We start from the raw sequence: 14,342 nt of genomic DNA on the forward strand, positions 1-14,342 counted from the left end.
AGGGGTATGGCCGCCTTCTTCGCCGCTTGGGACAAGCTCCTTTTCGCCGTCGGGTTTGGCCTTTTGGTGCTGGCCGCCTTGGCCCGGGTCTTGGGGGTGCGGGGTAGCGGGGCCTTCCTCCTCCTGGGCCTTTTCGCCTGGCTCCTCGGCCTACTCCTTCGGCTAGAATAGCTTCCCGTGGCCAAGCGCGTGGTATCCGTTTCCCTGGGGTCAAGCCGCCGCGACTCCGTGGCGGAGGTGGAGCTTATCGGGGAGAAGGTGGTCTTGGAGCGGCGGGGGACCGACGGGGACCTAAAGAAGGCGGTGGCCCTCATCCGGGAGTTGGACGGCCAGGTGGACGCCATCGGCCTTGGGGGGATTGACCTCTATTTGGTGGCCGGGGGCCGGCGCTACGTCATTAAGGACGCCAAGCGCCTCAAGGAGGCGGCGCGGAAGACCCCGGTGGTGGACGGCTCTGGGCTCAAGCACACCCTGGAGCGGCGGGCGGTGGGGGAGCTCGCCCCCCTCATAGACTGGAAGAACACCAAGGTGCTTCTCCCTTCCGCCGTGGACCGCTTCGGGTTGGCGGAGGCCCTTTGGGAGGCGGGGGCCAAGGTCCTCTACGGCGACTTCATCTTCGCCTTGGGCCTGCCCATCCCCCTCTATAGCCTTTCCTTTTTGCAGAAGCTCGCTTACCTCCTCCTTCCCCTCCTCACCCAGCTTCCCTTTCACCTCCTTTACCCCACGGGGGAGAAGCAGGAAGGCGGCAGGGTGGACTGGCGGAGCCGTTACTACCGTTGGGCCGATTTGGTGGCCGGGGACTGGCATTACATCCGCCGCTATATGCCTGAGGACATGCGGGGGAAGACGGTGCTCACCAACACCACCACCCTCGAGGACGTGGCCTTCCTAAGGGCGCGGGGCGTGAGGCGCCTCATCACCACCACCCCCCGCCTGAACGGCCGGAGCTTTGGCACCAACGTCATGGAGGCCCTCTTGGTGGCCTTGGCGGGGCGGGAGCTCACCGAGGCGGATTACCTTCGGTATATTGACCTCTTAGGGCTTAAGCCCCAGGTCTTGGACCTGCAGGAGGAAGCATGATCAGCGTGACCGACCTACGACCCGGAACCAAGGTGAAGATGGAGGGCGGCCTCTTTGAGTGCGTGGAATACCAGCACCAGAAGATCGGCCGCGGGGGGGCCAAGGTGGTGGCCAGGTTCAAGAACTTGGAAACCGGGGCCACCATTGAGCGCACCTTCAACTCGGGGGAGAAGTTGGAGGACATCTACGTGGAAACCCGCGAGCTCCAGTACCTCTACCCCGAAGGAGACGAGCTCGTCTTCATGGACCTGGAAACCTACGAGCAGTTCCACGTGCCCAAAGACCGGGTGGAGGCGGCCCGCTTCCTCAAGGAGGGGATGACCGTGCTGGGGGACATGTACGAGGGCCGCCCCCTCAAAATCACCCCACCCACGGTGGTGGAGCTCAAGGTGGTGGACACGCCCCCCGGGGTGCGGGGGGATACGGTTTCCGGGGGCTCCAAGCCCGCCACCCTGGAAACCGGGGCGGTGGTGCAGGTCCCCCTGTTTGTGGAGCCGGGGGAGGTTATCAAGGTGGACACCCGCACCGGCCAGTACGTGGGCCGGGCTTGAGGGAGGGGAAGGGGGGCCCGGGGACACCCGGGCCCCTCCACGTTTTGACCTGGTCTAAGCAGGCGTGGCCCTTGCCGACCATAAGGTAAGCTTTATGCCACGAGGTGCCCCTATGACGCCCAAGGAGCTCAAGCAGATCCTGCAGGCTTTGGTGGAGCACGGGGTGAGCGAGCTCACCCTGGAAACCCCCGACTACAAGCTCACCGTGCGGCGTGGGGGGGAGGTGCAGGTGGTGGCGGTGCCTGCCCCAGCCCCGGCCCAGGCCCTGGCCCCCCTACCCCAGGCCGAGGTTCCCCACCCCCCCGCCCCCGCCTCCACCCCGGCGGAGGCCCCCAAGGCGCCTCCCAAGGAGGACGAGTGCGCCGGGTGCGTGGAGATCCGCGCCCCCATCGTGGGCACCTTCTACCGGGCCCCGGCCCCCGATGCCCCCCCTACGTGAAGGAGGGGGACCGGGTGGAGAAGGGCCAGGTCCTCTGCATCATTGAGGCCATGAAGCTCATGAACGAGATTGAGTCGGAGGTTTCCGGGATCGTGAAGAAGATCCTGGTGCAAAACGGGGAGCCCGTGGAGTACGGCCAGCCCCTCTTCCTCATCCAGCCGGTATGAAAAAGGTCCTCATCGCCAACCGGGGCGAGATCGCCTTACGGATCATCCGGGCCGCCAAGGAGCTCGGCATTAAAACGGTGGTGGCCCATTCCACCGCGGACGAGAAGAGCCTGCCCGTCCTCCTGGCGGACGAGGCCATCTGCATCGGCCCACCCCCCTCGGGCCAGAGCTACCTGAACATCCCCAACCTCCTCTCCGCCGCCATCGTCACCGGGGCGGATGCCATCCACCCGGGCTACGGCTTTCTTGCGGAAAACGCCACCTTTGCCGAGATGTGCCGGGAGCATGGCATCACTTTCATCGGCCCCACCCCGGAGAACATGCGGGCCCTGGGGGACAAGGCCACGGCCCGCAAGGTGGCCCGGGAGGCAGGGGTGCCCACGGTGCCCGGCACCGACGAGGTGGGGAGCGTGGAGGAGGCCAAGCGGGCGGCGTTGGAGATCGGCTACCCCGTGATCCTGAAAGCCTCCGCCGGGGGGGGCGGCCGGGGCATGCGGGTGGTGCACACGGAGGAGGAGCTGGAGCGGGCGGTGCAGCAGGCCCAGGAGGAGGCCCGGGCCGCCTTCGGCAACCCCGCCGTCTACCTGGAGAAGTACATTGAGGAGCCCAAGCACATAGAGATCCAGGTCCTGGGGGACGGGGAGCGGGTGGTCCACCTCTGGGAGCGGGACTGCTCCATCCAGCGCCGCCACCAGAAGCTTTTGGAGGAGGCCCCGAGTATCCTTCCCTACGAGACCCGCAAGGCCATCGCCGAGGCGGCGGTGCGCCTGGCGGCCCACGTGGGCTACGTGTCCGCGGGCACTCTGGAGTTCTTGGTGGACAAAGAGGGGAACTTCTACTTCATTGAGATGAATACCCGCATCCAGGTGGAGCACCCCGTGACCGAGATGATCACGGGGATAGACCTGGTCCAAGCCCAGTTCCGTATCGCCCAGGGGGAGAAGCTTTGGCTGAAGCAGGAGGAGATAGGGGTCCGGGGCCACGCCATAGAGGTGCGGGTGAACGCCGAGGACCCGGAGAAGGGCTTCAGGCCCTCCATCGGCAAGGTGGAAACCCTTCTTTTCCCCGGGGGGCCCGGCGTCCGGGTGGACAGCCACCTCTACGCCGGCTACCAGATCCCGCCCCATTACGACAGCCTCATCGCCAAGATCATCGCCTGGGCCCCCACCCGGGAGGAGGCCATCCGCCGCATGGAGCGGGCCCTTTCCGAGACGGTGATTGAGGGCCCGGGGCTCAAGACCACCATCCCCTTCCACCAGAAGGTGATGCAAAACGCTTTCTTCCGCCGCGGGGCGGTCTACACCAACTTCGTGGCCCGGCGGATGGAGATGTAGACTGGGCGTGTGATGGTGGATTACGAGATCAGCGACCATGCCCTCGAGGCCCTGGTCCTCCACGCCTTGGAAGGCCTGGAGGGGGTGCGGCCCTGGGAAGCCGCCCCCCGCTCCTTGGGGGAGGTCTTCCGCCGCGTCAAGCCGGTGAAGGTGGAAAGGACCCCGGAGGGGCTCGTGGTGGACCTGGTCCTTTCCGTGGACTACGGCCTGGCCATCCCGGAGCTGGCCCAGTCCGTGCAAAAGGCGGTGGCCGAGGCCCTATTCCTGGCCACCGGGGAGGCGGTGAAGGCGGTGAACCTCACCGTGGCCCAGGTGGAGTACCGCAAGGAGGTCCATGCTTAGGCGGGCGCGGGAGCTGGCCATGCGCGCCCTCTTCGCCCACACCCAAGGGGGCGTGGACCTGGAGGAGGCCTTCCGCCACGCCCTGGAGGAGATGGGCGGGGAGGACGACCCGTACGGGGACGCCCTGGACGAGGAGGGGATCGCCTTCGCCAGGCGGCTCCTGGAGGGATACAAGGCCCACCAAGAGGAGGTGGACCGGGTGCTTGGGGAAACGGTGGAGGGTTGGGACTTCGCCCAGATGTCCAAGACCGACCTCACCGTACTCCGCCTGGCCACCTACGAGATGCTCCACGAGCCCACCCCCTTTGCCCCCCTCATTGAGGTGGCGGTGAAGATCGCCAACCGCTACGGTGGGGAGCACTCCGGGGCCTTCGTCAATGGGGTGCTGGGCCGCCTTTACCGGCGGATCCAGGAGGGGGAGCTTAAGGCCGTGGCCAAGGAGGCTTAGGATGACCCTAGCCCGTACGCTTTCCGGCCACGAGGTGGCGGAGGCGGTCTACGCCGAACTCCGAAAGAAGCTCGCCGCCCTTTCCTTCGTTCCCTCCTTGCGGGTGATCCGGTTGGGGGAGGACCCGGCCTCGGTGTCCTACGTGCGGCTCAAGGACAAGCGGGCCCGGGAGCTTGGGTTTAAGAGCCAGGTGGAGGTCTACCCCGAGGACTTCCCGGAGGAGGCCCTTCTTTCCCGCATCGCCGAGCTCAACGCCGACGAGGAGGTGGACGGGATCCTGGTGCAGCTTCCCCTTCCTCCCCACATCCGCGCGGAGCGGGTCCTCGAGGCCATCCACCCCCTGAAGGACGTGGACGGCTTCCACCCGGTGAACGTGGGGCGGCTTTGGAGCGGGGGGGGAAGGGCTTTTCCCCTGCACCCCCTTAGGCATCCTCCGTCTCCTCCAGCACCATGGGGGTGCCGCTACGGGGCAAGGAGGTGGTGGTCCTGGGCCGCTCAACATCGTGGGGGAAGCCCTTGGCCGGGCTTCTTCTGCGGGAGGACGCCACGGTCACCGTGGCCCACTCCAAGACGGAGGGCCTCCCCGAGGTGACGCGCCGGGCGGAGGTCCTGGTGGTGGCCGTGGGTCGGCCCCACCTGGTGCGCAAGGAGTGGGTCCGCCCCGGCGCCATCGTGGTGGACGTGGGGGTGAACCGGGTGGAGGGGAGGCTCCTTGGGGACGTCCACCCCGAGGTGGCGGAGGTGGCCTCCGCCCTGACGCCCGTCCCCGGGGGCGTGGGTCCCATGACCGTGGCCATGCTCATGGCCAACACCTTGAAGGCGGCCCTCCTGAGGCGGCATGGAGCTTCTTCATAACCAGGTATTCTGGACCGCCATCCTGGCCAACTTCCTGGCCCAGACCCTGAAGCTTTTCCTCTACTACCTCCTGGAGGGCCGCTTCCAGTGGGAGCGCTTTTTGGAAACCGGGGGGATGCCGAGCTCCCACTCCGCCACGGTGAGCGCCTTGGCGGTGGCCGTGGGCCTGGAGGAGGGGTTTGGCAGCTCCCTTTTCGCCGTGGCCGCCGTCTTCGCCCTCATCGTCATGTACGACGCCACCGGCATTCGCCGCGCCGCTGGGCTTCACGCCCAACTCCTCAACCAGCTCGTCCAGGAGCTCCAGAAGGTCCTGGAAAAAGGCCCCGCCCCCGAGCCCTTGAAGGAGCTTCTTGGCCACACCTACCTCGAGGTCCTGGTGGGGGCCCTCCTGGGGGCCTTGGTGGCCTTCCTCAGCTATCACCTCTTCCCGGCGGCGTAAAAGGCCAGGGTTTGGCCTAGCAGAAAGACGAGAAGGCCCAAAACCGGGGCCAGAAAGAAGACGAAAAGGCTCAGGAAGAGGACCAGAACCAGGGGCAAGAGGGGCTTTCGGAAGCGGTGGAAGACGAAGAGGTTCAAAAGCCCGAAGAGGAGCAGAACCGCCAAGGCTACGGTTTCCACGGGGCTCCATTGTACGCTCTTGCCATGGGCGGGGAATGGGGTAAACTTTTACCGAGTATAAGGAGGGCGTTTCCATGTTGACCCTAGCGGAAAAAATCCTCTTCCTCCTGGTGGCGGCGGTAAGCCTTTACCACGCCTACACCGGTTTCCGCCGGGTGTACCTGGCCATCCGGCGAGGGCGGCCCGAGGACCGGTTTGACCGCCTGCCGGAACGCTTTGGAAGGGCCATCTGGGCCGTCCTCACCCAAGAGACCGTCTTCAAGCGAAGGCCCCTCGTTTCCCTCCTCCACGCCTTCGTCTTCTACGGCTTCGTCTACTATCTCCTGGTGAACCTGGTGGACCTTTTGGAGGGCTACTTTCCCCTCCACGCCCGAGGCGGCCTCTGGAACCCCTACAACCTCCTCGCCGACCTCCTCACCGCCCTCATCCTGGTGGGCATCCTGGGCCTCATGCTCCGGCGCTACGTGGTGGCCCCCAAGGACTTCACCTGGAACCCCAATGTTCCCCTTCACGAGAAGGTGCGCCAGGGCATCCCCAAGGACTCCGCCATCGTGGGGGCCTTCATCATCTTCCACGTGGGAAGCCGCCTCCTCTCCAAGGCGGCGAGCCTCGCCCAGGAAGGCCCCGACCCCTTCCAGCCCGTGGCCAGCGCCCTGGGCCAGGCCTTGGCGGGGCTTTCCCCATCCCAGTTGACCTTCCTGGAACACTTCTTCTGGTGGGGCGCCTTGGGCTCCATCCTCCTCTTCCTCCCCTACTTCCCCCGCTCCAAGCACATCCACCTCCTCATGGCCCCCATCAACCTGGCCTTCCGCAAGGAGAGGCCGGGGGCGCTCCTGCCCTTGGACTTTGAGAAGGAGGAGGAGAAGTTCGGAGCGGAAAAGCTGGAAGACCTTTCCTGGAAGCGCCTTCTGGACGCCTACGCCTGCATCATGTGCAACCGCTGCCAGGAGGCCTGCCCCGCCTACACCACGGGCAAGGCCTTAAGCCCCGCCGCCATCCTCATCTCCGAGCGCTACGAGCTCAACGAGATCCTAAAGGACTTCGCCGCGGGCAAGGAAAGCCCCAGGCCCCTCATGGACTTCGCCCTGAACGAGGAAGCCCTTTGGGCCTGCACCACCTGCATGGCCTGCGTGGAGGTCTGCCCCGTGGGCAACGAGCAGATGCTCCACATCCTGGACGTGCGCCGGGCCAAGGTGCTCATGGAAGGGGCCTTCCCCCAGGAGCTCAACAACGCCTTCCGGGGCATGGAGCGCTCGGGCAACCCCTGGGGCATCGGCCAGGACAAGCGCCTGGACTGGGCCGAGGGGCTTAGCGTGCCCACGGTGGAGGAAAAGCCGAACCCCGAGGTCCTCTACTGGGTGGGGTGCGCCCCCAGCTACGACCCGAGGGCGCAGAAGATCGCCCGGAGCATGGTGGAGATCCTCCACGCCAGCGGGGTGGACTGGGCGGTCTTGGGCCGGAAGGAAAAGTGCACGGGGGATGCGGCGAGGCGGGCGGGGAACGAGTACCTCTTCTTCCAGCTGGCCACGGAGAACGTGGAAACCCTGAACCAGGTGGCTCCCAAGACCATTGTCACCACCTGCCCCCACTGCTTCCACACCCTTAAGAACGAGTACCCGGACTTCGGCGGAAACTACCGGGTGGTCCACCACTCGGAGTTCATCGCCGAGCTTTTACGCTCGGGGAGGCTTCGGGTGAACGAGGAGACCCGCAAGGTGGTCTTCCACGATCCCTGCTACCTGGGCCGCCACAACGGGGTCTACGAGGCCCCCCGGGAGGTGCTCAAGGGGGTGGGCCTGGCCGTGGCCGAGCCGCCGAGGAGCCGGGAGCAGAGCTTCTGCTGCGGGGCGGGCGGGGCCCAGTTCTGGAAGGAGGAGGAGCCCGGGGCCATGCGGGTTTCCGAGAACCGCTACCAGGAACTCAGGGCCACGGGGGCCGAGGTCATCGCCACGGGTTGCCCCTTCTGCATGGCCATGATGAACGTGGAAACCGCCCAGGACGCAAACGCCCCCGAGGTGCTGGACATCGCCGAGCTGGTGGCCAAGGCCCTCAAGGCCTGAGGTAGACGGCGAAGGCCCGGTAGCCCTCCCGCCACCCCTCCCCGTAGGCCCTTAGGGCGAGGCCAGGGGGAGGGGTTAGGAGTTCGTAAGGGCCCCAGTAGAAGGGGCTACCCTCCTTGCCCCGGCGCCTCGCCTCCTCCTGGGTGAAGCCCTCCACCAGGAGGAGCCCCCCCGGGGCGGAGGAGGGGGGCGAGGGAGCGGAGGAGGGGCCGGTTCACGTAATAGGCGAGGACGATGCCGGCGAAGGGGCCTTGGGGGAGGGTGGGGTTGGCCTCGAGGTCTCCTTCCACCAGGGTGAGGCCCGGGGTGCCCTTTAGGCGCCCTAGGGCCACCCGGCTTTTCTCCACCAGGACCACGGGGTGGCCCCGCCCGAGGAAATAGCGGGCGTTCCGCCCCAAGCCCCCCGCCAGGTCCAAGATTGGGCCTTCCGGCACAAAGGGCCCATAGGCCCGGACCACGAAGGCGGGGGGGCGGTCCTGTGCTTCTTGGTAGAAGGCGTCCCAGTCCCTAGGCACGGCGGCGGAAGGCGAGGAAGCTTCCCACGAGGAGGATAAGGAAGGTGCCGCTCCAGAAGAGGGCCTTGGGAAGTTCCAGGGCGAGCTCGGGGCGGTGGAGGAGGTGGGCCAGGGTGGCTTCGCCCTCCAGGAGAAGCTTTACCCCCGCCCAGCCCACCAGGGCGTAGGCCACCTTTTCCAGCCCGGGGAACCGCTCCATGAGGGCTACCACGCTGCTGGCCAAAACGCGGATGAAGAGGATGCCCAAGGCCACGCCCAAAAACACCAGGACAAGCTCCTTGGAGAAGGCCACCACCGCCAGGATGGAGTCCACGGCGAAGGCCAAGTCCACCAGGTTGATGAGGAGGACGACCCGCCAAAACTCCCGGGCGGCGGCCTCGGGGAGGGGCTTGGCCTCCCCGTGGTCCCGGAAGTGTTGATGCATGAGGTGGAGGAGGTAAAGCCCCCCCAGGATCTCCACCCACCAGAGCTGGATGAGGTAGACGGCGAAGAGGAGGGCGAGGCCCCGAAGGACGTAGGCCCCGAGGATTCCATAAAAAAGGGCCCGCCGCCTTAGGTGGGGCGGGAGGGGCTTCACCATCACCGCAAGGACCAAGGCGTTGTCCCCGGAAAGGAGCGCCTCCAAGGCGGCCACGGAGAGGAGGACGAGGAGGGCCTCGAGGCTCATCCTTCCCCCAGCAGGTAGCGAAGCCCAGGGGCCAGGGCCTGCTTCCAGGTGACCCAGTTGTGCCCCGAGGGGCGCTCGCGGTAGGCGTGGGGCGCTTTCCGGTCGGCCAGGAGGGCGGCGAAGCGGCGGTTGGGCCCAAGGAGCCACTCCAATAGCCCCACCTCCAGGTAGATGCGGGGCAGACGTTCCGCCTCGGCGAAGCGGGCGGGAAGCCACTCCTCGTCCCGGTAGGCGTCCATCCCCCCGGGGTGGGCCTTGAGGGCGGGGGAGAGGGCGAGGACCTTGGGGAAGCGCCCTGGGTGGCGCCAGGCCTGCCACAGGGAGAAAAGCCCCCCCAAGGAGGCCCCCACCAGGACCACCTCCCCCAGGGGGCCATAGGTCCTTTCCACCTCGGCCAAGATGGCGTGGAACTCCTCCTCGTAGGCCTCGGAGAAGCGGTATTCCCGGCTCCGGTCTATGGGCTCCACAAAGACCAGGCGCACCGGGGGAATCTCCCCCCGCTCCAGGAGGGCCTGGGCCACCTTGTGGAGCCCGGCGGTGCGGTAGAAGGCCACCCCGTCCTGGGCCACCACCGTGGCCTTGGGGGCGGGCCCGGTTTCGGCCACGTAGTAGCGCCTTTCCTCCATGCGGTGCCGGGCCACCCGGGGCTCTGCTTGGGCCTCGGGGGGTGCCTCATAGCGAAAGCCGGGAAGCCGTATGGCCCGGGGGTAGGTCCACCAGGGGTTTTCCGCCCGGTCGGGGTTGTCGGGGTCGGGGAAGGGCTTCCCTTCCTGGTCCAAGAAGGCGTACTCCACATAGGCCCCTTCCGGGAACTCCAGGGTGAGGGGGCCCTCCAGGGGGATGGGGTTTCGCTCCCAGTCGGTGAAGTCCCCGATGAGGGCCTTGGCCCCTTCGGGAGGGTAGAAGGTGACGTGCCTTTGGCCTACCCGTACCACGGCTATACTCTAACCATGAAGGTGGGCATTGTGGGTTCCGGCATGGTGGGGAGTGCCGCCGCCTACGCCGTGGCCCTGCTCGGGGTGGCGCGGGAGGTGGTCCTGGTGGACCTGGACGAGGCCTTGGCCCGGGCTCATGCGGAGGACATCCTCCACGCCACGCCCTTCGCCCACCCGGTCTGGGTGCGCCCAGGGGATTACGCCGCCTTGGCGGGGGCCAAGGTGGTGATCCTGGCGGCGGGGGTGGCGCAGCGGCCTGGGGAGACGCGGCTCCAGCTCCTGGACCGGAACGCCCAGGTCTTTGCCCAGATCGTGCCCAAGGTGGTGCGCGCTGCCCCCGAGGCCATCCTTCTCGTGGCCACCAACCCCGTGGACGTGATGACCCAGGTGGCCTACCGCCTCTCCGGCCTGCCCCCAGGCCGGGTGGTGGGCTCGGGGACCATCCTGGACACGGCCCGCTTTCGGGCGCTTCTGGCGGAGCACCTCAAGGTGGCCCCCCAGTCCATCCATGCCTACGTGGTGGGGGAGCACGGGGACTCGGAGGTTTTGGTCTGGTCCAGCGCCCAGGTGGGTGGGGTTCCCCTCGAGGCCTTCGCCCAGGCCCGGGGCCGCCCCCTCACGGAGAAGGTGCGCCGGGCGGTGGACGAGGGGGTGCGCCACGCCGCCTACCGCATCATCGCCGGCAAGGGGGCTACCTACTACGGCATCGGGGCGGGGCTTGCCCGTCTGGTGCGGGCCATCCTCACGGACGAGAAGGGGGTTTACACCGTGGCCACCTTCACCGCAGAGGTGGAGGGGGTTTTGGAGGTGAGCCTCGCCCTGCCCCGCATCCTGGGGGCGGAGGGCGTGGAGGAAACCCTTTACCCGCCCTTAGACCCCGAGGAGCGGGAGGCTTTGCGGCGAAGCGCAGGGCTTCTGAAAGAAGCGGCTTTCGCCCTGGGGTTCTGACGTAAAGATCAGATTTTCTCCAGATCGGGGTAGAGGAGGAGGAGCTCCTCCTCGGTGAGGGCTTCTTCTTCACGCTCCGGAGTCCAGGAGAGGTAGAAGGCGAGGAGGGTGAAGGGGCTTGACCCCGCCAAGTCCAAAAGGGCCTCCTTCACCCCCGCCCGGCCCAAGGGGCGCTTGGGGGTGAGGGGCCTGCGGTCCGCCAGGAGAAGGCTCACCACCAGGTAGCGCCCCCCGGGCTCGGGCCTCGCCCGGTAGGCCTCCGCCACCTGCCTTTTCCCCTCAAAGTGGCGGAAGGTTTCCTCATACTTGCTCCGCTCCTCCAGCATCCAGGCGTCAAAGCGGGCCAAGGCCTCTTCCTCGGAGGCGTTTTCCACCTCGTAGCGAGCGAAGCGCCAAGCGGGCTCCTCCCTTAAGAGGAGCAAGGCGGCCTCGTCCAGGAGGTCGGCAAGCCCCTTGGCCGTGGTGGTGTCCGCCTCCTCGGCCAGGCGCCTGAGGGCCCTTTGCACCTCGGGCCGCTGCAAAAGGGCGAGGCGCAGGCGGGCGGCGCTGGCCCCCTGGCCTTCCCCCGCCTGCCTAAGCCCCCGCACCATGAGGAAGGCCACCAAGGCGAGACCGAGGAAGACCGCCACCGGTACCAGGCCCAGGCTACCCCCGCCCCCGGGGTAGACCACCACCGGGCCGGGGTAGGTGGGCACCGGCACCGGGTAGCTGGGGGCGGGCCCGGGGGCCATGGGCGGGGGGCTTGGGCTGTAGGGCCGCCCCCCCACCCCGCCCCCGCTCTTCTGGCCCAAGGCCAGGCCCAACAGGAGGACGAGGACCCAAAGCCGCGCCACCGCCTTAGCATAAGCGCTTGTGCCTCGGGACCCTTTGCACTAAATGGGAGTTCGCAGTAAACTTGACATAGGTAGGCTTAGACTATGGACGAAACGAGCCAAAGGAGGGAAACCATGCTGCCAGAAACCTTGCCCGTCTGCCCCGTGCGGGGGTCGGTCATCTACCCCACCATGGTCATGCCCATTGACGCGGGCCGGCCCATCTCCATCCGGGCCATTGACGAGGCCTTGGCCCGGGAGCGGGTGCTTCTCATCGTGAGCCAAAAGGACAAGGAGGTGGAGGCCCCCAAGCCCTCCGACCTCTACGAGGTGGGCACCGCCTGCAACATCCTGAAAATGCGCAAGAACCCGGACGGCTCCGTCCAGGTCCTGGTGCAGGCCTTCGCCCGGGTGCGGGTGACGGAGTGGCTGGACCTGGGGGACCACCTCGAGGCCAAGGGGGTGGTCCTGGCGGACGAGCCCGGCGACCCCACCTTGGTCAAGGCCCTGGTGCGGGAGGTGAAGGACAAGTTCCAGGCCCTCCTCAAGGAGGGGCGGTACCTGCCCCCGGAGGTGGTCCAGTTCATCCTCAACCTGGAGGACCCTTCCCAGCTCGCCGACTACATCGCCTTCCACATGGACTTCCGCCTGGAGGACAAGCAGAAGGTCCTGGAAACGGCGGAGGTGGCGGAGCGGCTCAAGCGGGTCCTGGTCTTCTTGCAGGCGGAGCTGGACCTCATCGAGACGCAAAAGCGCATCCAGCAGCAGGTCAAGGAGGAGATTGACCGCAACCAGCGGGAGTACTTCCTCCGGGAGCAGATGAAGGCCATCCAGCGGGAGCTCCACGGGGAGGAAGGGGAAGAGGAGGTGGAGGAGTTTCGCAGGAAGGTGGAGGAGCTCAACCTGCCCCCGGTGGTGCGCCAGGAGGTGGAGCGGGAGCTCAACCGCTTCGCCCGCATGCACCCCGACTCCGCCGAGGCCAGCGTCATCCGCACCTACTTGGACTGGATCGTCAACCTCCCCTGGAACAAGCGCACGGAGGACAACCTGGACCTCAAGCGGGCCAAGGAGATCCTGGAGCGGGACCACTACGGCTTGGAGAAGGTCAAGGACCGGGTCCTGGAGTTCTTGGCGGTGCGCAAGCTGAAGGCGGAACGGGCTAAAAGGGGCGAGATTCCCGAGGAGGAGGTGAACAAGGGGCCCATCCTCCTCTTCGTGGGGCCGCCCGGGGTGGGGAAGACCTCCATCGCCAAGAGCATCGCCGAGGCCCTGGGCCGCAAGTACGTGCGCATCTCTTTGGGCGGCGTGCGGGACGAGTCGGACATAAGGGGCCACCGCCGCACCTACATCGGGGCCATGCCCGGCCGGATCATCCAGGGCCTGCGGCAGGCGGGCACCAAGAACCCCGTCTTCCTCCTGGACGAGGTGGACAAGCTCGGCATCTCCTACCAAGGGGACCCGGCGGCGGCCCTCCTGGAGGTCTTGGACCCCGCCCAGAACAAGGAGTTCGTGGACCACTACCTGGGGGTACCCTTTGACCTCAGCGAGGTGATGTTCATCTGCACCGCCAACTTCCCCCAGAACATCCCCGCCCCCCTTTGGGACCGCATGGAGGCCATTGAGTTCACCAGCTACATTGAGCAGGAAAAGCTGGAGATCGCCAAGCGCTACCTCCTGCCCCGGCAGCTTCGGGAAACGGGCCTGGCCGAAGGGCAGGTGGTGGTGACGGAGGCCGCCCTCATGCGCCTCATCACCCACTACACCCGCGAGGCCGGGGTGAGGCAGCTGGAGCGGGAGATCGGGGCCCTTTTGCGCAAGGCGGCCCGGCAGATCCTGGAGGAGGGCAAGAAGCGGGTGCGCATCACGGAAAAGGACCTGGAGAAGTACCTGGGCCCGCCCCGCTTCCTTCCCGAGACCGAGGCCCGGGAGCCGCAGGTGGGCGTGGCCACGGGCATGTACTACACCCCCGTGGGCGGGGACATCATGTTCGTGGAGGTTTCCGTCATGCCCGGCAAGGGCAACCTGATCCTCACCGGGCAGCTGGGGGACGTGATGAAGGAGTCGGCCCGGGCGGCGCTCTCCTACGCCAAGAGGAACGCCCTCCGCTTCGGCATCCCCTTGGAGCGCTTTGAGAAATCGGACATCCACATCCACGTGCCCGCCGGGGCCATTCCCAAGGAGGGGCCCTCCGCCGGGGTGGCCATCGTGAGCGCCTTGGTTTCCGCCCTCACGGAGGTGCCCGTGCGCCACGATATCGCCATGACCGGGGAGATCACCCTCACCGGGCGGGTCCTGCCCATCGGCGGGGTGAAGGAGAAGGTCCTGGGGGCCCGGCGGGCCGGGATCCGCGAGGTGATCCTGCCCAAGCCCAACCAGGCGGACCTCTCGGACATCCCCGCCCCCTTGCGCCAGAACATGACCTTCCACTTCGCGGAGCACCTGGACCAGGTGTTGGACCTGGCCCTTTTGGGGGGCTTGAAGGCCCTCGAGGCCCGCGCCCAAAAGACGAGGGCTAAAGGGCGCAAGAAGGAGCTCGTGGCCCACGCTTAAGGGCCCAGCGCCCTGGAGGGA

Annotated in this window: 14 protein-coding genes and 3 pseudogenes; 12 read left to right on the top strand and 5 right to left on the bottom strand. The window is 67.1% G+C overall.

Annotation, left to right across the window (positions count from 1 at the left end; all coding sequences use genetic code 11):
- Positions 1–6: 6 nt before the first annotated feature.
- The 9 genes and pseudogenes from QT17_RS14045 (at position 7) to QT17_RS08850 (ending at position 5,655) form a co-directional block, all read left to right on the top strand.
- Positions 7–171, top strand: a complete 165-nt coding sequence (locus tag QT17_RS14045) for a hypothetical protein (RefSeq protein ID WP_200883392.1) — start codon at positions 7–9, stop codon at positions 169–171.
- Positions 172–177: 6 nt separating this feature from the next.
- Positions 178–1,080, top strand: a complete 903-nt coding sequence (locus QT17_RS08815; protein ID WP_039459164.1) for a hypothetical protein — start codon at positions 178–180, stop codon at positions 1,078–1,080.
- A complete protein-coding gene (gene efp / locus QT17_RS08820) occupies positions 1,077–1,631 on the top strand; it encodes an elongation factor P (protein WP_039459166.1) in 555 nt (184 codons plus the stop codon). Before QT17_RS08815 ends, efp begins: the two co-directional genes overlap by 4 nt.
- Positions 1,632–1,743: 112 nt before the next feature.
- Positions 1,744–2,237, top strand: a pseudogene (gene accB / locus QT17_RS08825) (acetyl-CoA carboxylase biotin carboxyl carrier protein).
- Positions 2,234–3,571 carry an acetyl-CoA carboxylase biotin carboxylase subunit gene (gene accC / locus QT17_RS08830; protein WP_039459169.1) on the top strand — a complete coding sequence of 446 codons (1,338 nt, stop codon included), beginning with the start codon at positions 2,234–2,236 and terminating at the stop codon, positions 3,569–3,571. The pseudogene accB and the gene accC overlap by 4 nt, the downstream one beginning before the upstream one ends.
- A gap of 12 nt (positions 3,572–3,583) precedes the next feature.
- Positions 3,584–3,913 carry an Asp23/Gls24 family envelope stress response protein gene (locus QT17_RS08835; RefSeq protein ID WP_039459172.1) on the top strand — a complete coding sequence of 110 codons (330 nt, stop codon included), beginning with the start codon at positions 3,584–3,586 and terminating at the stop codon, positions 3,911–3,913.
- Positions 3,906–4,361 (top strand): transcription antitermination factor NusB, encoded by a 456-nt coding sequence (gene nusB, locus QT17_RS08840; RefSeq protein WP_039459174.1) that lies wholly within the window; start codon positions 3,906–3,908, stop codon positions 4,359–4,361. Before QT17_RS08835 ends, nusB begins: the two co-directional genes overlap by 8 nt.
- 1 nt (position 4,362) lies before the next feature.
- Positions 4,363–5,216 (top strand): annotated as a pseudogene (locus QT17_RS08845) (tetrahydrofolate dehydrogenase/cyclohydrolase catalytic domain-containing protein).
- Entirely contained in the window at positions 5,200–5,655 is a 456-nt protein-coding gene (locus tag QT17_RS08850; protein ID WP_039459176.1) for a divergent PAP2 family protein, read from the top strand. Before QT17_RS08845 ends, QT17_RS08850 begins: the two are co-directional and overlap by 17 nt.
- Here the strand turns inward: QT17_RS08850 and QT17_RS08855 are convergent.
- On the bottom strand, positions 5,634–5,834 hold the full coding sequence (locus QT17_RS08855) for a hypothetical protein (RefSeq protein ID WP_039459178.1): 201 nt from the start codon (positions 5,832–5,834) through the stop codon (positions 5,634–5,636). The genes QT17_RS08850 and QT17_RS08855 overlap by 22 nt on opposite strands.
- 74 nt (positions 5,835–5,908) lie before the next feature.
- On the opposite strand from QT17_RS08855, the gene QT17_RS08860 reads away from it, so the two are divergent.
- On the top strand, positions 5,909–7,894 hold the full coding sequence (locus QT17_RS08860; protein WP_039459180.1) for a (Fe-S)-binding protein: 1,986 nt from the start codon (positions 5,909–5,911) through the stop codon (positions 7,892–7,894).
- Here QT17_RS08860 and QT17_RS08865 read toward each other — a convergent pair.
- From QT17_RS08865 to QT17_RS08875, 3 genes and pseudogenes are all read right to left on the bottom strand, one after another.
- Positions 7,884–8,409 (bottom strand): annotated as a pseudogene (locus QT17_RS08865) (SAM-dependent methyltransferase). The gene QT17_RS08860 and the pseudogene QT17_RS08865 overlap by 11 nt on opposite strands.
- Positions 8,402–9,076 carry a TerC family protein gene (locus QT17_RS08870; RefSeq protein ID WP_039459182.1) on the bottom strand — a complete coding sequence of 225 codons (675 nt, stop codon included), beginning with the start codon at positions 9,074–9,076 and terminating at the stop codon, positions 8,402–8,404. Before QT17_RS08870 ends, QT17_RS08865 begins: the two are co-directional and overlap by 8 nt.
- Positions 9,073–10,011: an esterase family protein gene (locus QT17_RS08875; RefSeq protein WP_039459185.1), complete on the bottom strand. Its 939-nt coding sequence runs from the start codon at positions 10,009–10,011 to the stop codon at positions 9,073–9,075. The genes QT17_RS08870 and QT17_RS08875 overlap by 4 nt, the downstream gene beginning before the upstream one ends.
- 15 nt (positions 10,012–10,026) lie before the next feature.
- Here QT17_RS08875 and QT17_RS08880 point away from each other — a divergent pair, with 15 nt between their 5' ends.
- A complete protein-coding gene (locus tag QT17_RS08880; RefSeq protein WP_039459359.1) occupies positions 10,027–10,959 on the top strand; it encodes an L-lactate dehydrogenase in 933 nt (310 codons plus the stop codon).
- Between the two features lie 8 nt (positions 10,960–10,967).
- Here the strand turns inward: QT17_RS08880 and QT17_RS08885 are convergent, their stop codons facing one another.
- Positions 10,968–11,792: a DUF1517 domain-containing protein gene (locus QT17_RS08885; protein ID WP_039459187.1), complete on the bottom strand. Its 825-nt coding sequence runs from the start codon at positions 11,790–11,792 to the stop codon at positions 10,968–10,970.
- Between the two features lie 114 nt (positions 11,793–11,906).
- On the opposite strand from QT17_RS08885, the gene lon reads away from it, so the two are divergent.
- Positions 11,907–14,321, top strand: coding sequence for an endopeptidase La (lon, locus tag QT17_RS08890; RefSeq protein WP_039459190.1), 2,415 nt, complete (start codon positions 11,907–11,909; stop codon positions 14,319–14,321).
- Positions 14,322–14,342 lie beyond the last annotated feature (21 nt).

The organism is Thermus sp. 2.9 (assembly GCF_000794385.1).
In the GTDB taxonomy this organism is placed as follows: Bacteria; Deinococcota; Deinococci; order Deinococcales; family Thermaceae; genus Thermus; species Thermus thalpophilus.